The organism is Kitasatospora sp. NPDC002522 (assembly GCF_053595195.1).
This window is the reverse complement of the sequence record NZ_JBSFXE010000015.1, coordinates 84,484-103,663: the sequence shown is the minus strand read 5'-3', so window position 1 is coordinate 103,663 and position 19,180 is coordinate 84,484. Positions and strand designations below refer to the sequence as shown.

Annotated in this window: 16 protein-coding genes; 7 read left to right on the top strand and 9 right to left on the bottom strand. The window is 72.4% G+C overall.

What is annotated here, in order from left to right:
- Nucleotide 1: 1 nt before the first annotated feature.
- The 4 genes from ACWD4U_RS15545 to ACWD4U_RS15530 all read right to left on the bottom strand — a co-directional run bounded on the left by ACWD4U_RS15545 (nucleotide 2) and on the right by ACWD4U_RS15530 (nucleotide 3,878).
- The gene (locus ACWD4U_RS15545; protein WP_363456011.1) at nucleotides 2-1,501 is read right to left on the bottom strand and encodes a sugar transferase; all 1,500 of its coding nucleotides are present in this window, start codon (nucleotides 1,499-1,501) and stop codon (nucleotides 2-4) included.
- A gap of 235 nt (nucleotides 1,502-1,736) precedes the next feature.
- Nucleotides 1,737-2,900 carry a glycosyltransferase gene (locus ACWD4U_RS15540; protein ID WP_363456014.1) on the bottom strand — a complete coding sequence of 388 codons (1,164 nt, stop codon included), beginning with the start codon at nucleotides 2,898-2,900 and terminating at the stop codon, nucleotides 1,737-1,739.
- 119 nt (nucleotides 2,901-3,019) lie between these two features.
- A complete protein-coding gene (locus ACWD4U_RS15535) occupies nucleotides 3,020-3,460 on the bottom strand; it encodes an SRPBCC family protein (RefSeq protein WP_363456017.1) in 441 nt (146 codons plus the stop codon).
- Nucleotides 3,461-3,497: 37 nt separating this feature from the next.
- Nucleotides 3,498-3,878 (bottom strand): Imm21 family immunity protein, encoded by a 381-nt coding sequence (locus tag ACWD4U_RS15530; protein ID WP_363456019.1) that lies wholly within the window; start codon nucleotides 3,876-3,878, stop codon nucleotides 3,498-3,500.
- A gap of 78 nt (nucleotides 3,879-3,956) precedes the next feature.
- Here ACWD4U_RS15530 and ACWD4U_RS15525 point away from each other — a divergent pair, with 78 nt between their 5' ends.
- Nucleotides 3,957-4,856 (top strand): HipA family kinase, encoded by a 900-nt coding sequence (locus ACWD4U_RS15525; protein ID WP_363456022.1) that lies wholly within the window; start codon nucleotides 3,957-3,959, stop codon nucleotides 4,854-4,856.
- A gap of 37 nt (nucleotides 4,857-4,893) precedes the next feature.
- On the opposite strand, the gene ACWD4U_RS15520 is transcribed toward ACWD4U_RS15525, so the two are convergent.
- The gene (locus tag ACWD4U_RS15520; RefSeq protein ID WP_363456024.1) at nucleotides 4,894-6,372 is read right to left on the bottom strand and encodes a S8 family peptidase; all 1,479 of its coding nucleotides are present in this window, start codon (nucleotides 6,370-6,372) and stop codon (nucleotides 4,894-4,896) included.
- Between the two features lie 190 nt (nucleotides 6,373-6,562).
- Entirely contained in the window at nucleotides 6,563-9,472 is a 2,910-nt protein-coding gene (locus tag ACWD4U_RS15515; RefSeq protein WP_363456027.1) for a glycoside hydrolase family 48 protein, read from the bottom strand.
- Between the two features lie 212 nt (nucleotides 9,473-9,684).
- Between ACWD4U_RS15515 and ACWD4U_RS15510 the strand changes: the two genes are divergently transcribed.
- From ACWD4U_RS15510 to ACWD4U_RS15500, 3 genes are read left to right on the top strand one after another with little or no spacing between them, the layout of a single operon-like run.
- The gene (locus ACWD4U_RS15510) at nucleotides 9,685-11,268 is read left to right on the top strand and encodes a cellulase family glycosylhydrolase (RefSeq protein WP_363456030.1); all 1,584 of its coding nucleotides are present in this window, start codon (nucleotides 9,685-9,687) and stop codon (nucleotides 11,266-11,268) included.
- A gap of 39 nt (nucleotides 11,269-11,307) precedes the next feature.
- Nucleotides 11,308-11,451, top strand: a complete 144-nt coding sequence (locus tag ACWD4U_RS15505; RefSeq protein WP_363456033.1) for a hypothetical protein — start codon at nucleotides 11,308-11,310, stop codon at nucleotides 11,449-11,451.
- The gene (locus ACWD4U_RS15500; protein WP_363456035.1) at nucleotides 11,448-11,888 is read left to right on the top strand and encodes a hypothetical protein; all 441 of its coding nucleotides are present in this window, start codon (nucleotides 11,448-11,450) and stop codon (nucleotides 11,886-11,888) included. The genes ACWD4U_RS15505 and ACWD4U_RS15500 overlap by 4 nt, the downstream gene beginning before the upstream one ends.
- Here ACWD4U_RS15500 and ACWD4U_RS15495 read toward each other — a convergent pair.
- Nucleotides 11,861-12,442, bottom strand: coding sequence for a hypothetical protein (locus ACWD4U_RS15495; RefSeq protein WP_363456038.1), 582 nt, complete (start codon nucleotides 12,440-12,442; stop codon nucleotides 11,861-11,863). The genes ACWD4U_RS15500 and ACWD4U_RS15495 overlap by 28 nt on opposite strands.
- Nucleotides 12,443-12,536: 94 nt before the next feature.
- On the bottom strand, nucleotides 12,537-13,847 hold the full coding sequence (locus ACWD4U_RS15490) for a glutamine synthetase family protein (RefSeq protein WP_363456041.1): 1,311 nt from the start codon (nucleotides 13,845-13,847) through the stop codon (nucleotides 12,537-12,539).
- Between the two features lie 220 nt (nucleotides 13,848-14,067).
- On the opposite strand from ACWD4U_RS15490, the gene ACWD4U_RS15485 reads away from it, so the two are divergent.
- A complete protein-coding gene (locus tag ACWD4U_RS15485; protein WP_363456044.1) occupies nucleotides 14,068-14,703 on the top strand; it encodes a TetR/AcrR family transcriptional regulator in 636 nt (211 codons plus the stop codon).
- 120 nt (nucleotides 14,704-14,823) lie between these two features.
- Nucleotides 14,824-16,311: an MFS transporter gene (locus ACWD4U_RS15480; RefSeq protein WP_363456047.1), complete on the top strand. Its 1,488-nt coding sequence runs from the start codon at nucleotides 14,824-14,826 to the stop codon at nucleotides 16,309-16,311.
- A 67-nt stretch (nucleotides 16,312-16,378) separates the two neighbouring features.
- Here the strand turns inward: ACWD4U_RS15480 and ACWD4U_RS15475 are convergent, their stop codons facing one another.
- Nucleotides 16,379-16,960 (bottom strand): Uma2 family endonuclease, encoded by a 582-nt coding sequence (locus tag ACWD4U_RS15475; RefSeq protein WP_363456050.1) that lies wholly within the window; start codon nucleotides 16,958-16,960, stop codon nucleotides 16,379-16,381.
- A 384-nt stretch (nucleotides 16,961-17,344) separates the two neighbouring features.
- On the opposite strand from ACWD4U_RS15475, the gene ACWD4U_RS15470 reads away from it, so the two are divergent.
- Entirely contained in the window at nucleotides 17,345-19,120 is a 1,776-nt protein-coding gene (locus tag ACWD4U_RS15470) for a 3-hydroxyacyl-CoA dehydrogenase family protein (protein WP_363456052.1), read from the top strand.
- The last annotated feature ends 60 nt before the right edge of the window (nucleotides 19,121-19,180 follow it).

Below are 19,180 nucleotides of genomic sequence, written 5' to 3'. Positions count from 1 at the left end.
TTCAGCTCCCGTCCGGGCGGACCACCAGGGCCGCGGTGCGGAGCAGGATCTTGGTGTCCTGCCACAGGCTCCAGCCCTCGATGTAGTGGTTGTCGAAGCGGGCCCGGTCCTCGATCGAGGTGTCCCCGCGCAGGCCGTTCACCTGGGCCAGTCCGGTCAGGCCGACCGGCACCCGGTGGCGGTCCGGGTACTCGGGGTACGCCTGGCCGAACCGCATGACGAAGTACGGGCGTTCGGGGCGCGGGCCGACCAGGCTCATGTCGCCGCACAGCACGTTCCACAGCTGCGGGAGCTCGTCCAGCGAGGTCTTGCGCAGGAACTTGCCGATCGCGCCCATCCGGTGGTCCTGCGCGATGTTCCAGCGGGTCGCCGACTCGTGCTCGTTGCTGGGGCGCAGGGTGCGGAACTTGAGGACGGTGAACACCCTGCCGTCCAGGCCGGTGCGCTGCTGGCGGAAGAGCACCCCGGGGCCGGTGTCCCAGCGCACCGCGAGGGCGCAGGCGGCCAGCACCGGGGAGGTCAGCAGCAGGCCGAGGCCGGCCGCGGCCACGTCGAAGGCGCGCTTGACGATCCATCCGCCGCGGCGCATCGCCGGGGCGCCGAGCCGTAGGCAGGGGAAGCCCCACAGGTGGTCGGCGGCACCGAGGGCGGCCACCGAGCCGTACTCGCGCAGGCCGGGCACCAGCCAGACCTGGCAGCCGAGCCGGGCGGCCTGGCGCAGCGCGGCGGTGGTCTCGGCCTCGTCGGCGGCGCCGGCGGTGGCCACCACGTGGTGGATCCGGTAGCGGCGCAGCACCCGGCCGAGCACCTCGCGGCCGCCGAGCACCGGGAGCTTGCCCCCGGGTGGCAGCAGCACCGGGTCCGGGTCCAGGAAGCCGACCGGACGCAGGCCGTACTCGGGGTGGTCGGCGAGCACGCCGGCGATCCGCTGGCCGAGTTCGCCGGCGCCGAGCAGCAGCACCGGGCTGGGGCGGCGGATCCGGGCCCGGCGGGTGAAGCGGTAGACGAGGGCGCGGCCGCAGCCGGCGAGCGGCAGCAGCAGCGCGAGCAGGGCGAGCAGCCGCAGCGGGCTGGGGCCGCCGAGGGCGGGCCAGCGGCCGGCCAGGCAGGCGTCGGCGGTGATCGCGACGGCGGTGGCGACGCCGGCCCGGGCGGCCAGGGCCGGGAACTCGTCCAGTGCGGAGAGACTGAGCCGGCTGCGGTACAGGCCGCCGGCCAGGTTGAGCGGGACCAGGGCGGGCAGCAACAGGGCTGCGGTGAAGGCGGGTTGGGTGTCGGGCGCGGTGCTGGCCGCGGCGGCCAGGCCGACCGCGAGGACGTCGGCGGTGGCCAGCGCGAGGGGGAGCCCGACCCGAGAGTGCAGCCGCCTGCGGTGCCGGCCGAGACCGCCCGAGGTCCTCGACGGGACGGTCCGGGTCGGGCGGTCCAGCAGGCCGGTGCTGTTGCGGCGCGGGTCTGCCAGTCTGCCCGGCCGCGGCACACTCTCGTGGTCAATGGTCATCAGCGCACGAACTCCCCTGCTGTACCCGCGGTCCAGGTGTGCACCTGCCGCCGTGGGAGGCTGTCGACCATTCCTATATCGAAAATGGAGACGAAGCAGGCAGAATCAGACATTAGCGAACGGTGCCGTGCATGCGAGAAGCTGACATGCCATTTCATTCCACCCGCCCAATAATCAGACTTTCTGGAAAGAAGGCCGCACCTGCTCCGGCGGGCGTTCACGGTCTGACAAACGATCAGAACTGCTGCGGGACACGGTCCTTGCGGCTCGCCGGGACCTCTCCGATGCGAACGATCGTGCGATAGACCGCCGCGACCTGCTGAATCACCCCGCGAATATCGTGATTGTCACTTACATGCGACCGGGCCGCCGCACCACGCCGTTCGCACTCGATCCGATCGCCCAGGAATTCGGCCAGACGTTCGGCCAGCGCGACCGGGTCCTCCGGCGGTACCACCGAACGGCCGACCTCACCCGGCGGCAGGCACTCCCGGGCACCCGGCACGTCGGCGAGCACCACCGGCCGCCCGCTCGCCATCGCCTCCAGCGGCGCCAGCGCCATCCCCTCCCAGCGCGAGGGCAGCACCGCCAGGTCGGCCGCCGCGAGCCACAGCCGGGGATCGGCCACGTCGCCCACCATCCGCACCCGGGACGGCTCCGGCAGCCCGCGCACCTGCTCGGCCAGCGCCTCCGCGTCCGGCCCGCCGCCGACCAGCACCAGGCGGGCGTTCGGCACCGCGCCCTGCACCCGAACCCAGGCGTCCAGCAGCACGTCCTGCCCCTTCTGCCGGCACAGCCGCCCGACGCAGACCGCCAGCGGGTCGGACTGGTCCAGGCCGAGGGTCATCCGGGCGGCCCGCCGGGTGGCCGCGTCGGCCGGGGCGAAGTGCGCCAGGTCGACGCCGTTGGGCACCACCCGCCAGTCCGCCAGCAGACCGGCCCGCTCGCCGTCCGCCCGCTCCTGCTCGCTCACGCACAGCACCGTGCGGGCCCAGCGGGTGGCGTGCCGCTCCCAGCGCAGGCTGGCCGCGGCGAGCGCGCCGTCCACCGCGGCGAACGACCAGGCGTGCGGCTGGAACACGGTCGGCACCCTGCCGCGGGCGGCCAGCCGGCCCGCCAGGCCCGCCTTCGCGCTGTGCAGGTGCAGCACGTCCGGTTCGGCCCGGCGCAGGATGCGGCGCAGCCGCAGGGCCTCGCCCGCGGTGCTCGGCCCCGGCGAGCGCTCGGCCCGCCACTCCAGCACCCGGGCGCCCGCCGCGCCCGCCTCGGCGGCCAGCCGCCCGCCCGGCGGACACGCCACCAGCACCCGGCAGCCCGCCGCCCGCTGACCGCGCACCAGGTCCACCACCACCCGGGCCACCCCGCCGTCGACCGGCTGGGACACATGAAGGATCGTCATCTGCACGGCCCGGAGCCTAGGTTGACGGCCCGTCCGACCCGGCCCCGCTTCACCCGTCCGGGGAAACGCGACACCCGTACGGCTGACGAGCCGTACGGGTGTCCGGTTCTGCTTCGGGGTCAGCCGAGTTCGGCCGCCAGGTTGGCGAGCACCTGGTCGTGGATCCGGTTCAGGCCCTTCGGGGCGAAGGTCCGCTCGAAGAACCCGCCGATGCCGCCGGCGCCGGTCCAGCTCGCCTCGACGGTCACCTTGGCGGCGTCCTCGCCGACCGAGGACACCGTCCAGGTGATCACCATCGAGGAGTTGCCGTCGGTCTCCACCAGCTTCTCCGGGCTCGGCGCGGAGACCGTGAACAGGCAGTCCCGCACCCGCTTCTCGGTCGCCTGCAGCCGCCAGTGCACCTGGGTCCCCGCGCCGGTGCCCCCGGCCCGCACCTCGTACTCGCTGTACTGCGCGGGCAGCAGCTTCGGCCGGGTCACCGCGTAGTCCGCCAGCGCCTCGTACACCCGGGCCGGCGCGGCCTGGTACACCCGCTCGGTGGTGGCGTACACCTTGCCCATCAGCTCACTTCTCCTCGATCACGCAGTCGACGGTCACCTACCGCGCCAAGCCAACCACCGCCACCCCCGACCACCAAACCCGGGCCCTCTCACGCCTCCCGACGAAGGTGCACCACCCCGACCCAGGTGGACTCGCCGGCCGAGGAGTGGAACGCAGGGCAGGCCCGTCGGTGACCCGGACTCCGCTGTCCTCCCACGGGGCCGCCGGGTCGTCCAGGACGGCCTCCGCCGTGACCACCCCGGCGTAGTCCTCGATCGCGCAGGCCCGGTCGTAGTCGTCCGGTGGGCCGCCGCCGAGCGTCGAGCCGTTCGGGGTGCAGCCGCCCCAGTGGTGCAGCGAGGACGCGGGGACGACGACCAGTGGGCCGCCGCCGGACTCGGCCCAGACCATCTCGGGTCCGGGGGCGATGTCGTTCATGCTCCGCGTTGTGCCGTCGGACTGCGACGCGTGGCCCCTGGGTCGGCCGATCCGCTGACGACGAATTAGGGTGGGCGGATGCTCGATGTGGTGACCGCGGTGCGGTATGTCGATCCGTTGCGGGCCGGGGGGTCGGTGCCCGGGGTGGTGGAGGCGGACGATCTGGGCACGTACGTGGTGAAGTTCACCGGCGCCGCGCAGGGGGTGAAGGCGCTGGTGGCCGAGGTGATCGTGGGGGAGCTGGCGCGGCGGCTGGGATTGCGGGTGCCTCCGCTGGTGCTGGTGGACTTCGACCCGGCGGTGGCCGCGGCGGAGCCGGACCAGGAGATCCAGGACCTGCTGCGGGCGAGCGCCGGGCGCAATCTCGGGATGGACCTGCTGCCGGGCGCCCGGGACTTCACGCCGGGCATGATCGACGTCTCGCCGGCCGAGGCCGGCCGGGTGGTGTGGCTGGACGCGCTGACCGGCAACGTGGACCGCAGCGTGCACAACCCGAACCTGATGGTGTGGCACGGGCGGCTCTGGCTGATCGACAACGGCGCGGGGCTGATCTTCCATCACCGCTGGTCCTCCGCCCACGCCTCGGTGCACAAGCGCTACGACCTGAGCGGCCACGCGCTGGGCGGCTACGGCCCGGACCTGGCCGCGGCGGACGCCGCACTGGCCCCCCTGGTCACCCGCGAGCTGCTGCGCGAGGTCACCGCCTCGGTGCCGGACGCCTGGCTCGCCGACGAGCCCGGCTTCGACTCCCCCGCGGCGGTGCGCGACGCGTACGTGGAGCACCTGGCGGCCCGGGTGGAGCACTCGGCGGCCTGGCTGCCGGAGGGGTTCGCCACGCCGGAGCAGATCCGGGCCGCGGAGGAGCGGGCCGCCGCCGCGCGGCTGGCGGCCCGTCCGAACTGGCTGAAGCAGGTGCCGAACCGGGCGGGGCTGGCCCCGGTCGAGGCGGACTGGTCCCGGCACGTCGGCGGCGAGTGACGCACCGCGCGACGCGCCGGGACCGGTCGACGCTACGTCAGCTCCGCCACCAGTCGGCGGCCTTGGCGGCGGAGACCACGCCGGCGCCGTAGAAGCCGTTGTTCGCGGTGTCGCCCTCGCAGGTCGCGTTCCACGCGCCGGTGCCGCCCGGGTTGTACACGCCGGCGGGGCAGGCGTGCGGGTCGGCCTGCTTCACCAGCAGGGCGCGCAGCTCGTCGGGGCCGGCCCACGGGTGGGTGGAGGCGAGCAGCGCGGCGACGCCGGTGACGTGCGGGGAGGCCATCGAGGTGCCCTGCATGTAGGCGTACTTGTTGCCGCGGATGGTGGAGAGCACCCGGCCGTTGTGGTCGGGGGTGTCCGGCAGCTGGTAGCGCGCGTCGCCGCCGGGGGCGGCCACGGCCACCGTGCCCAGGCCGTAGCTGGAGTAGTACGACTTGTCGCCCTTGACGCCGACGGAGGAGACCGCGACCACGCCGGGCAGTTCGGCGGGCAGGTCGAGGCAGCTCTGGTCGATCGGCCGGTCGCCGGGGGTGGTGTCGTCGGGGCTGCTGGTGTCGACGGTCTTGTGCGCCAGGTCGATGTTCTCGTTGCCCGCGGCGGCGACGTTGAGCACGCCGTTGCGGCGGGAGAAGTCGACGGCGCGGCGGACCGCCTCGCTGACCGCGCCCTGGTCGGGGTCGCCGGCGCAGTTGAACATCCACGGGTCGATGTAGTAGCTGTTGTTGGTGACCTTGAAGTGGTGCTCGCCGGCCCAGACGAAGCCGCAGATCGCGTACTCGGGGTAGATGAAGCCGCCGTCGTCGACCACCTTGACCGCGGCGAGCCGGACGCCGGGCGCGATGCCCTCGACGCCCTTGCCGTTCTTGGCGGCGGCGATGGTGCCGGCCACGTGGGTGCCGTGGTCGCTGCTGGTGGGCTGCCAGGACTGCCAGCTGGTGTCGGCCTTGCCGCTGAGGCAGGAGGCGGAGAGCGCGGGGTCGACGTTGGCGGCGAGGTCCTCGTGGGTGCCGTCGATGCCGGAGTCGAGCACGCCGACCACCACGGAGCGGCTGCCCAGGGTGGTCTTGTGCGCGGTGTCCACGCCGATCTGCCGCATGTCCCACTGGTTGGCCCAGAGCGGCTCGGTGCCGTCGGCGGGCGCGGCGGTGGGGACGTCCGCCTCCTCGACCGTGGACTCGACGTCGGCGGCCTGGATGCCGGCGGTGCGGCTGGCACCGACCGAGTCGATGGTCTTGGACGTCCGGAGCTTCGCGGCGAAGCCGGGGTCGGTGGAGCGGGCGACGATGACGCCGATCTGCTCGTAGGAGGCCACCACGGTGCCGCCGGCCGCCGCGATCTCGCGCTCGGCCTTCTGGGTCTGGCCGTGGTTGGCCCGGGTGTTGACCACATAGCTGAGCAGCGGGCCGTCCGCGGTGGCGGCCGACGCGCTGACCGCGGGAAGCGCGAGCGCTCCTGTGGTGGCGAGGGCGACCGTCGCCGCGGCGAGTGAAGTGCGGCTGATCCGGGGAACTCTCATAGGGGTTGACCCTCCCGAGTCTCGGCAGGCGCGATCGAGGGTGATCGAAAGCGCTGAGTGGGCCGGAGACTATTGAGGTCATATGATAAAAATCAAGACTTGACGCGCAATCTGCGCAGAACGGGCGAGTGCCCGGTCCGCTGTCAGTCGGACCGGGCACTCGCGCTGTTCTGACGGCACGTCAGGTGGTTCAGCCGCCGAACAGCTCCCCGTAGGTCGCCATCGCCGTCGCGACGTCGGCCTGCGCCCAGAACCGGTGGTACGTGAACGTCGGCGCGGCCCCGCCGTTCAGGTAGCTCTGGACCTTGGCGAACGACGGGTCGTTCTTGTACCAGGACCGGATCGACAGGAAGGTCGAGCTGCTGTTGATCGGGTCACCGTTGGGCATCGTGCCGGTCCAGCCGCTCGGCACCGAGACCGAGTCGTTGAACCGCTTGTAGTCGGTGCGGGTCTCGGGCACCGAGATGCCCAGCGCGTCCTGGCTGGTGGACCACATGCCGTCGAGCAGCTTCTGCGCCGCGGTCTTGGCCGAGGTGTTGCCGGACTTCGCCGCGTAGTAGGAGAGCAGCTTGGCGTACGAGCCGGCCACGCCCACGTCGTTGGTGTAGTCGACGACGCTCACGTGCAGGCCGGTGTTGGCGCCGGGGCTGGTGGCGTTCCAGGTGTCCGGCTTGCCGCTCCAGGCCAGGGTGGACGGGATCTTGTAGCTGCCGTCCGCGTTGAAGGTGGTCTGGGACAGCGCCCAGGTCACCCACTTGTCCAGGATCGCCTTGGCCTTGGTGTCGCCGCTCGCGTAGTAGTACTCGGCCATCCGCTCCAGACCCCAGGTCTGGAAGCCGAACCACTGGTTGGACGGCGGGTCGTGGTAGACCGGCGCCTCGTCGTAGAACATCCCGTAGAAGGTCGGGGTGCCGGCCGGCGGGGCGGCGTAGCTGCCCTCCCAGCTGTTGGTGGCACCGCCGGCGATCGCGCCCTCGGCGGACTGCAGCCACTGCACGAACTCGACCTGACGGCCCATCGAGGTGGTCCAGTCGGTCTTGCCGGTGGTCGACTTGGGCGCCATGGCCGGGTCGTTCACCAGGGCGTACGCGGCCATCGGGTTCTGGTAGCCGCCGTGCGCCGCGCCGTCGCCGATCCGCCAGGACCAGGCGGCCGAGGTGTCGGTGGCGCCGCCCCAGGCGTAGTACCAGGAGAGCAGGTAGTGCTCGGAGTCCTTGCCGTTGCCCGCCGCGCAGGTGGAGGCACCGACGCAGTTGCCGATCTTCTTGAAGTACTTGTCGAAGAACGAGTACCGCAGGTAGTCGCCCATCTTGCCGGCCTTGGCCACGGTGGTGGCCACCTGCGAGCCCTGGCCCTGCGCCTTGGCCCAGGTGTCCGCCCAGTAGGCGGCCTGGATCGCGCGGGCGTCGGCGTCCGGCGCGTCGGTGTACTTCCACTGCTTGGCGTAGGAGCTGTCCTTGACGAACAGGTCCAGGTAGCCGTTCTTGCCGCCGTAGGCGAACTTGTCGCAGGTGGGCTGCGGGATGGTCTCCCACACCGACTCCTGCGCGCCGCGCTGGTAGGTGTTGATGAAGGACGGCCCGGTGTCGCTCGGACCGGCCTCGCACTTGCCGGGCGCGTTGCCGTAGCCGTAGACGTTGTCGACGTCCTGCAGCCAGTGCATGCCGTAGATGTCGTCGGTGCCGTACGCGCTCTTCAGCTCACCGGCGATCGGGTCGTTGCCCGCCGTCACCGAGGTGTCCAGCGCCGACGGGTAGTCGCTCGGCAGCGGGTGCTCGGGGGCGTAGGTGGCCGGCTTCGACGCGTTGTACGAGGAGTTGGTCGGCTGGTCGGCGTGGCCCGGGATCATGTACGTCTCCATGAGCGTCCATGCCGCGTTGAACTTCGACCAGTCCTGGGACACCCGGCCGTACTGGGCCTCCAGCCAGAGCAGGTAGGAGTACGCCTCCGAGGTGGTCTCGTGGCCCTGGTCGGGGGCCTCGACCAGCAGGGTCTCCACCGAGTGGTAGGGGATGCCCTCGGGCGAGAAGTAGCCGTTCGCCGGGTCCTTGATCTTGTTGTACAGCTGCAGGAACCGGTCGTTGTACACGCCGGTGGCCGCGGTCAGCTCGGTCACGGTGACCGCCGAGGAGGTGTACCCGGTGGCGGCGGAGGTGAAGGTCGCGGCGCCCGTGGAGGCGGCGTCGGCGGTGAGCGTCACGGTCTGCGCGGTGGACCAGTTGCTCGGCGTGAAGGTCAGCGTCGCCCCGGAGCTGATGGACAGTCCGGTGTTGCCCGAGGTGCGGGTGGTGGTGACGGTGACGTTCGCGGCGGGCTGGCTCGACAGCTTCAGGGTGAAGCTGCCGGTCTTGCCCTGGTTGACCGAGAGGCTCACCGGGGTGGCGGAGATCGCCGGACCGGCCGCGACGGTGATGCCCGCCGGGGTCGACTCGCTGCTCGCGCCGAGGCTGTCGTACGCCTTGGCGTAGACCGAGTGGCTGCCGGCCGCGGCGCCGCTCCAGTTGAAGGTGTACGGCGCGGTGGTGGCGGTGCCCAGCAGCGCGGTGTTGTCGTAGAACTCCACCTTGCTGATGGCCGCGCCGTCCGCCGCGGTGGCGGTCGCCGCCAGCGGGATGGCCGCGCCGGACTGGTAGTTGGCGCCCGGGGCCGGGCTGGTCAGCGTGGTGGTCGGAGCCGCGTGCGCACCCGTGCAGCTGGTCCCGTTGACCGCGAACGAGGTGGGGGCGGCGTTCGTCCCGCTGTACGAGAAGTTGGCGCCCGCGCTGGTCGATCCGCCGGCCGCGATGGTCCCGTTCCAGGAGGCGTTGGCGACGGTGACCGTCTTGCCGGACTGGCTCCAGGTGCCGTTCCAGCCGCTGGAGAGCGTCTGGTTGCCGGCGTAGGAGTAGCTGAGGGTCCAGCCGTTGATCGCGGCGGTGCCCTTGTTGTTGATCGCCACGTTGGCGGTGAAGCCGCTGCCCCAGTCGGTGCCGACCGTGTAGTCGACGGAACACTGGAGGCCGGCGGCGGCGGCCGGGACGGCGGCCGCCGTGGAGAGGCCGGCGGCCAGCAGTGTCAGAGCTGCGGTGAACGCCGAGACCCGGTTGCGGGGTGGGGACATGACGGCTCCTCGGGTGGGGGTGGGTGGGGGAGTCTCCATGGAGAACGGTGAAGCTGTGGAGCTGTGGGAGCGCTCCCAAATATCGGGAGGGGCATGCCGACTGTCAAGAGACGTCGCAGCCCCGAGTGTTGGCAACTCCCTTACCCCTGGCTAGGGTTCGGGGCGGGCTTGTGGGAGCGCGCCCATTTCGCCACTCCTTCGAGGAGCCGGACATGACTGTCCGCACCACCACCACAGCGCTGGTCTCGGCGCTGGCCGCGACCGCAGCGGCCACCCTCGCGCTCACCGGCGCGGGTCCCGCGGCAGCGGCCGGGGTCCAGTGTTCCGTCGACTACACCGTCGGCAACGACTGGGGCACCGGCTTCACCGCCACCGTGAAACTTACGAACACCGGAACCACCGCGATCGACGGCTGGACCCTCGGCTACTCCTACGCCGGCAACCAGACGCTCTCCAGCGGCTGGAACGGCACCTGGAGCCAGTCCGGCAAGACGGTCACCGTCACCAACGCCTCCTGGAACGGCACCCTCGCGGTCGGCGGATCGGCGAGCGCGGGCGCCAACTTCTCCTACAGCGGCGGCAACGCGGCCCCGACCGCGTTCACCGTCAACGGGACGGCCTGCACCGGCGCGGGATCGTCGCCGTCGCCCTCTCCCTCGCCCTCCGCATCCCCCTCGGCTTCTGCCTCGCCCTCCGCTTCGTCCTCCCCGTCGGCCTCCCCCTCCGCGTCCGCCTCACCGTCGTCGTCGCCGTCGCCGTCCGGCAGCACCGGCACCGGCTCCGGCAAGGCGCCCGAGCTGCACGTCTCGGGCAACGCCCTGGTGAACGCGGCCGGTTCGCAGGTGATCCTGCGCGGCGTGAACCGCTCCGGCATGGAGTTCATGTGCGTCCAGGGCTACGGCTTCACCGACGGCCCGGTGGACGCCGCCTCGATCGCCGCGATCAAGGGCTGGAAGGCCAACGCCGTCCGAGTCCCCGTCAACGAGGACTGCTGGAACGGCGCTTCGAATGTCAAGCCCGAGTACGCGGGCGAGAACTACCGCACCGCGGTGAAGAACTTCGTCGCCGCGCTGCGGGACGCCGGGCTCACCCCGATCATCGACCTGCACTGGACCTCGGGCGTCTACACCGGCAACTCCTCCGGCTGCGCGGACGTCAACTCCACCTGCCAGAAGCCGATGCCGGGCGCGGGCGCGGCGACCTTCTGGAGCTCGGTCGCCGACACCTTCAAGGGCGACACCTCGGTCGTCTTCGACCTACTGAACGAGCCGTACGCGGACCGCGCGGTCTCCGGCCTCGACCAGGCGTGGAACTGCTGGCGGGACGGCGGCAGCGCCTGCCCCGGCATCGGCTACCCGGTCAGCGGCATGCAGACCCTGGTCAACGCGGTGCGCACCACCGGCGCGAAGAACGTCATCCTGCTCGGCGGCCTCGCCTACTCCAACGACCTCGGCCAGTGGCTCTCCCACAAGCCGACCGACGCGACCGGCAACCTGGCCGCCTCCTGGCACGTGTACAACTTCAACACCTGTGCCAACCAGTCCTGCTGGAGCTCGACGGTGGCTCCGCTGGCCGCCCAGGTCCCGGTGGTGATCGGCGAGATCGGCGAGAACGACTGCGCCCACTCCTTCGTCGACCAGGTGATGTCCTGGGCCGACGCGGCCAGGGTCTCCTACCTCGGCTGGACCTGGAACACCTGGGACTGCGGCCAGGGCCCGTCGCTGATCTCCTCCTTCGACGGCACCCCGACCGCCTTCGGCCAGGGCCTCAAGAACCACCTGCTCGCGGTGAACTGACGTACCGCCGGCCGCCCGCCGGGCCGTGGTGAACAGCGGGTGAACCACACCGGCGGGTCGGTCGGCGGTGCTGTTTTCGTCATCGCCGCGGCCTACAATCTGCTCGCCCGGCGCGGCCCGAGCACCATCCCGGAAGGCGCCGGGCCGCTGACGGAACGTCGAGGCGAGGGGCGGGCGGCATGACGGGCGGTGCGGAGATACCCGGTGCGCGGGAGGAGCTGCGGCGGCGCGGCGAGCGGCTGTTCGCCGAGTTCGCCGCCCTGCTGGAGGCGCTGGCCCCCGGCCGGGCCCCGGTCGCGGAGCTGCCCGAGCACCCCGACCTGACGGCGCTCGGCGACCCGCGCACCTTCGCCTACTACCGCCAGGTCGCCCTCGACCCGCCGCCGAACGGCCCCGGCCTGCTGGAGCGCGCCGAGTCCCTGCTGGCGGGCTGGCGGTTGGCGCGGGACCGCAGCGACTCCGGCGCGGTGGTGCTGTACGCCCAGCGGGACGCGTCCAAACTGCGGCTGCACTTCCACCCGGTCCGCGGCCTGACCCTGTGCCGGGCCGACACCGAGTCGATGGCGCTGCACGAGCCGGCCCTCGAGACCGCTCAACTCCCCCAGTACAGCGAGAAGTAGAGCCCGAACCCGAGCAGCAGGGCAATCGCCGCGGCGGGCAGCACGCCGCGCCGGCGGGCGGTGGGCGGCTCGGACGCCCGGGTGGACTCCGGGGCGCCGTCCAGCGGTACCTGCGGGGCGTTCTCGGCGAGCGCGGCGACCTCGACCTTCCAGGGGCGCTGCGGGTCGTAGGACACGTCCAGCGTCCGGCCGGCCTTGTAGCCGTCCAGGTCCATCACGTTGACCCGCGCGGTGGTGTGCACCCGGTACGGCGCGACGCCCTTCGGGGCCACCGTCAGGTCGAGCTTCACGGTGTGGTTCGGCCCGTCGCCGGTCGCCCGGGCACTCTCCACTCGGGCCAGGGCGGGCGACTTGGGGCCGGCCGCCACTCCGCGGCGCTTCTCGCTCCCGGCCCACAGCGCCCCGCCGGCCAGCACCCCCGTCCACGGCACCAGGTTGACCCCGATCACGAACGGCGCGACCCCGGAGGCGTCCCCGAGCCCGGTCGCCCCCTCCAGCACCAGGCCGAGCTCGAAGCCCACGCCCGCGAACAACAGCAACCCGATCCAGAACATCCGCTCCCCCACCGACGCGTGTCTCCCCGCGGTCCCGGATGCTATCGGTCCGCCGCGACAGGCCATGGCGGGCGGGTCGCCCGGTGACGGGGCGTCAGTAGCGCCAGCGGGTGGCCGCGACGATCTCCTCGGGGCCGCTGTCGGCGAAGCGGGCGATCTCGGCCTCGCGGACGTCGATCACGGACTGCCAGAGCTGCTCGCCCATCGCCTCGCGGAGCACCGCGGACTTGCGCAGCGCCTCGACGGACTGGTCGAGGGTGGCGGGGAGCCGCTCGGCCGCACCGTCGGGGTCGCCGGTGGTCTCGGCGGGGAGGTGCAGCGCGGCGCCGAGTCCGGCCAGTCCGGCGGCCAGGACGCCGCCGACGGCGAGGTAGGGGTTGGCGGCGGCGTCGAAGCACTTGACCTCGGCGTTGGCCTGCTCGGGTGCCGAGCCGGTGATCAGCCGTAGCGCGGCTTCCCGGTTCTCCAGTCCCCAGCAGCGGTGCGGCCCGGACCAGTGGCCGGGCACCAGCCGCAGGTAGCTGGCGACGGACGGGGCGCCGAGGGCGAGCAGCGCGGGCAGTTCGGCGAGCACGCCCGCGAGGAACGCCTCGGCCTCCCGGGTCAGGCCGTACGGTCCGGCGCCGCCGTGGCCGAGGTTGTGGCCGTCCCGCCAGAGGCTGAGGTGCAGGTGGCCGCCGTTGCCGACGCCCCCTGCGGTGAAGACGGGGGCGAAGCTGGCCTGCAGGCCGTGCCGGGCGGAGACCGCCTGCACGGTGCCGCGCACCAGCAGTGCGGTGTCGGCGGCCTCCACCGGGCCTTCCGGCGCGACCGAGAGCTCGAACTGCCCGTCGGTGTACTCGGGGTGCAGTTGCAGGACGGTCAGCTCCTGCTCGCGCAGCGCGCGCAGCAGGTCGCGCAGGTAGTCGCTGTTGCCGATCACCCGGCGCATGCCGTACGCGGGGCCGGGGGCGCCGCCGTCCACCACCCACTCGACCTCGATGCCGGCCAGTACGGTCAGTCCGCGTTCGGCGAGCGCGTCGGTCATCCGGCGGGCGAACAGCCGCTGGCAGCCGGGGTGCGGGTCGCCCTGCTGGGTGTAGCGGTCGCCGGGGGCCCAGGCCCAGCCGGGCTGGGCGGCCAGGCGGTGCAGCGCGGCGAGGTCGGGGATCAGCCGGAGGTCGCCGACCGGCCCGCCGGACGGGGCGAGCGAGTCGTCGACCAGGAAGGCGTCGAAGCAGGGCGCGGCGCCGACGCCCCACTGGGCGGCGGCCTCCAGGCCACGCACCGGTACGGTCTTGACCCGGGTGACGCCGGCGTTGTCCACCCAGCTGATGATCACGCCGTCCACCCCCTCGGCTTCGATCCGGGTGGCGGCCACCCGGGCCTCGGCGGCGCGCTCGGTGCGGGGCTTGGCGGTGCTCATGGGGCCATCCTGGCGACCCTCCGGCGTGGCGGCGTGCGGCCGCGCCGCAGGGTCACTCGTCCGTGGACGCACCACTCTGACGCGACTGGGATCATCAGATGTGACGCAGCTCACACGATCCGACGAAATTTCCGGGGACCTACTCCCCGTTTATCCCTCTGTCCGCACCGAAACGGGGAGTCGCTCCCCACTCCGTCCGCCGCTCGAAAGGAGCGCCGTCATGACCACCGTCGCCACCGCGCCCCGCCAGCGCGCGGACGCCACCCGCAACCGGGCGCGCATCGTGACCGCCGCCCGGGAGGCCTTCGTCGAGTACGGGGCGATGGCCCCGCTGGACGAGATCGCCCGCCGGGCCGGTGTCGGCAACGCCACGCTGTACCGGAACTTCGCGGACCGCGCCATGCTCATCCAGGAGGTCTCGCTCCAGGTGATGGAGCGGATCGTGGCGCACGCCCACGCGGCCACCGCCGAGGAGCCGGACTCCTTCGCGGCCTTCAGCCGGTTCGTCCACGCCGCGGCGGACGAACGGATCGGCGCGCTCTGTCCGCTGCTCTCCGACACCGTCGATCCGCACTGCCCCGAACTCTCCGAAGCGCGGGTCGAGATGAAGCAGGTCACCGACGACCTGATCTCCCGCGCCCAGGCCGACGGTCTGCTCCGCTCCGACGTCGGAGCGGGCGACGTCGTCGTCGCCCTGGCCCAGCTCACCCGACCGCTCCCCGGCTTCGGTTGCCTCGACCTGGACCCCTACGTCCATCGTCACCTGCAGCTCCTGCTCGACGGCCTGCGGGCTCCCGCCCCGTCCGAGCTGCCCGGCCGTGCCGCGACCCTGGAGGACCTCTCGATCCGCGCCTGACCCGTCGGCCCGCCCGCCGGGACACCCGAACTTCCGGTCCGAGCCCGTCAACCGCTCCGGCCCGCCCCTGCACGACCTCGACGTCTTCGTACGCTCTCGCACACACAAGTGGGTACCTCCATGTCTGACACCCTCCAGCCGGACCCGCGCCGGTGGAAGGCGCTGGCCTTCATCGCACTGGCCCAGCTGATGGTCGTCCTCGACGCGACCGTGGTGAACATCGCTCTCCCGAGCGCCCAGGTCGACCTCGGCTTCGCCGACAGCACCCGCCAATGGGTGATCACCGCCTACGCCCTGGCCTTCGGCGGCCTGCTGCTCTTCGGCGGCCGGGTCGCGGACCTGTGGGGCCGCCGCCGGACCTTCATGGTCGGCCTGATCGGCTTCGCGGCGGCCTCCGCCCTCGGCGGCGCGGCCGCCAACACCGCGATGCTGCTGGGCGCCCGCGCCCTGCAGGGCGTGTTCGGCGCGCTGCTCGCGCCCGCCGCGCTGTCGCTGCTCGCGGTGATGTTCACCGACGGCAAGGAGCGCGCCAAGGCGTTCGGCATCTACGGCGCGGTCGCCGGCGGTGGCGGCGCGATCGGCCTGATCCTGGGCGGCGTCCTCACCGAGTACCTGAACTGGCGCTGGACCTTCTACGTCAACATCCCGTTCGCCGTGATCGCCATCGTCGGCGCCGTCATGGTCATCCGTGAGCCCGCCGTCGGCCTCAACCGCAACCGCCTGGACATCCCGGGCGTGCTGCTGGTCACCACCGGCCTGGTCTCGCTGGTGTACGGCTTCACCCGCGCCGAGAGCAACGGCTGGGGCGACGGCACCACCATCGCGCTGTTCGTCGCCGCCGCGGTGCTGCTGGCCGCGTTCGTGTTCGTCGAGAGCCGGGTCAAGGCCCCGCTGCTGCCGCTGCGCGTGATCGCCGACCGCAACCGCGGTGGCGTCTACCTCTCGCTCGGCATGGCCGTGATCGGCATGTTCGGCCTGTTCCTGTTCCTGACCTTCTACATGCAGCAGGTGCTGGGCTACAGCCCGGTGAAGAACGGTCTGGCCTTCCTCCCGATGGTGGCCGGCATGATCACCGGCTCCACCCAGATCGGCGCCCGCCTGATGACCCGGGTCCCGGCCCGCTTCCTGATGGCCCCCGGCTTCCTCGTCGCCGCGCTGGGCATGCTGATCCTGACCCAGATCGACGTCGGCACCTCGTACTGGCAGGTGCTGCCCGGCCTGGTCCTGATGGGCCTCGGCATGGGTACCGCGTTCATGCCCGCGATGAGCCTGGCCACCTACGGCGTCCAGCCGCGGGACGCCGGTGTCGCCTCGGCGATGGTCAACACCTCGCAGCAGGTCGGCGGCGCGATCGGCACCGCGCTGCTGAGCACCGTCGCCAACAGCGCCGCGACCGCGTACGCCAAGGCGCACGGCGCCGCCGCCACCAACCCCGACCTGTTCAAGCTGCAGGTCCAGGTGCACTCCTACTCCACCGCGATCTGGTGGTCCTTCGGCATCCTGATCCTGGCCGGCCTCACCGCCTTCACCCTGGTCAACGCCGGCAAGCCCGCACCCCACGCCTCCGACGAGGCCACCGAGGACGCCGTCCCCGTCATGGCCCACTGACACCCCGTCAGCACACCCGAACGGCCCGCCCGGTTCCCTCCGGACGGGCCGTTCGGCATTCCCGCCATCAGCGGCTGAACTCCTTGAGCTCCTCCGTCTCGAGCGTCACACCCACCGGCTCCGGCAGCTCGACGGTGTGCCCGTACGACAGCGTCACGATGCTCCGGTAGCGGCCGTCCTCCGGCTCGCTGTGCACCGTCACGGCACCGGCGTCCCGGTCGACCAGCAGGAACACCGGGATCCCGGTCTCGGCGTAGGCCCGCGGCTTCTCCACCCGGTCGCGCCGATCGGCGTCGGCGTCGTACGACGTCACCTCGACCACCATCAGCACCGGCTCGGAGTCCGCCCACTCGCCCTGGCCCGCGAACGCACCATCGCGCGCGAGAGCACCGTCGGGCTTCGCATGCCCGGCGCGGTACTCCTCAACGCGGAGACCCTGCTCGGCATAGAGCCAGAGATCCGGACGCTGCTGCATGCAGCGCTTCGAAACCCACCTGATGATCTCGCCGTGGTCGCCGTCGGGCACCGGCTTGACTCCGATCCTGCCGTTGATGAACTCGATCACGACGTCTTGGCGCTCGGCAGCTATGGCGATCGCTCTGAACTGCTCCAGGTCCATCTGCGGGTGTTCGGTCGTCATGACAGCCATGGTGGCCTCCTTCGCGGGCTGCGGCCACAGTATGAGCACGCAGCAATGCCCGTGCCGCACTTCGCTCTTCCTACCCGCCGGTAACTCGGCTACAGTGTCCGCACGCACCAGCGCCGGGCTTCGGGAGCCGCACCGGCGGGTTGCTCTTTCTGCTGTGTGTCAGCGTCGCTTCACGTCTTGTCAGAGCGCCTGAGCATGACGGCTTTCCCCCGCGGTACGGACCGGAGCGGACCGGTCTGCCGTGCGGGGGCCGCGATCTTTCCTCCCGTTATCTCCCGCGCCGTCGGCGCACCCTCCCCCGTCCACACCCTCCACCGGGTTCGCGTTGTCGCGGCCGGTGGTGGCGGGGGCCGCGGCGCGGGCCCTGGACAAGGAGTCTGGACAATGGAGCGTGCTTTTCCGACGGTGGCCGTGGTCGGCCTGGGCACGATGGGTGCCGGGGTGGCCGTGGCGGTGGCCCGGAGTGGTCGGCGGGTGATCGGCGTCGAGGCCGGGCCCGAGCAGGCGGTGCGGGCGCTGGCCCGGATCGAGGCGGCGACGGCGCGGGCGGTGGAGCGTGAGCGGCTCGGCGCCGAGGAGCGGGCGCAGCTGCTGGCCCGGATCGAGGTCGGCGCGGAGCTGTCCGCGGCCGCGCAGGCGGACCTGGTGATCGAGGAGGTCCCGGAGGACCTCGAGCTGAAGCGGGAGCTGTTCGCCGAGCTGGACCGGATCTGCCCGCCGGAGACGGTGCTGGCGACCGGGACCACCGCGCTGAGCGTGACCCGGATCGCCGCCGCGACCTCGCGGCCGGAGCGGGTGCTGGGCGTGCACTTCTTCAACCCGGTGCACTCGATGAAGCTGGTCGAGGTGGTGCGCACGGTGCTGACCTCCCCTCAGGCGGCCGATCAGGTCGCCGAGTTCGCCCGCGACCTGGGCAAGGAGCCGGTGGCGGCGGGCGACCGGGCCGGGTTCATCGCCAACGGCCTGCTGTTCGCGTACCTGAACCAGGCGGCGGCGATGTTCGAGTCCCGGTACGCGACCCGGGAGGACATCGACGCGGCGATGCGGCTGGGCTGCGGCCTGCCGATGGGGCCGCTGGCGCTGCTGGACCTGATCGGCATCGACACCGCCCGCACCGTGTTGGAGGCGATGTACGAGCAGTCGAAGGACCGCCTGCACGCCCCGGCGCCGATCCTCGGCCAGCTGGTCGCGGCGGGCCTGCTGGGCCGCAAGTCGGGCCGCGGCTTCTACACCTACGAGGGCCCGGGTTCGTCGAAGGTGGTCGCGGAGGCGGCCGCGGCGGCGGAGCAGCGTCCGGCCGGCCGCGAGGTGCGGAGCATCGGCGTGTGCGGCAGCGGCACGATGGCGACCGGCATCGTGGAGGTGTTCGTCAAGGCGGGCCTGCCGGTGCTGCTGGCGGCCCGCAGCCAGGAGAAGGCGGACGCGGCGAAGGCGCAGCTGGCGAGGTCGCTGGAGCGTTCGGTGGCGAAGGGCCGGCTGACCGAGCAGGCCCGGGACGCGGCGCTGGCGCTGGTCACCCCGACCGGCTCGTACCAGGACCTGGCCGAGGTGGACCTGGTGGTCGAGGCGGTGGCCGAGGACCTGGCGGTCAAGCGCGAGCTGTTCGCGGCGCTGGACAAGATCGTCCGGCCGGGCGCGGTGCTGGCCACCACCACCTCCTCGCTGCCGGTGATCTCCTGCGCGACCGCCACCGGGCGGCCGCGGGACGTGGTCGGCATGCACTTCTTCAACCCGGCGCCGGCCATGAAGCTGGTCGAGGTGGTCTCCACGGTGCTCACCGCGGAGGACGTCACCGCGACCGTGCTGGAGCTGTGCGCGAAGGTCCGCAAGCACCCGGTGGAGTGCGGCGACCGGGCCGGTTTCATCGTCAACGCCCTGCTGTTCCCTTACCTGAACGACGCGGTGCGGATGCTGCAGGAGCACTACGCGACGGTGGACGACATCGACACCGCGATGAAGCTCGGCTGCGGCTACCCGATGGGCCCGTTCGAACTGCTGGACGTGGTGGGCCTGGACGTGTCGCTGACCATCGAGCAGGTGCTGCACCAGGAGTTCCGCGAGCCGGGGCTGGCGGCGGCGCCGCTGCTGGAGCACCTGGTGGCGGCGGGCTGCCTGGGCCGCAAGACCGGGCGCGGCTTCCGCGACCACGCACGGCGATGACCGGCCGGCCGACGGGCGCCCAGCCGGGCGCCCAGGGTCCCCGCCAGGGGCCCGCTCCGG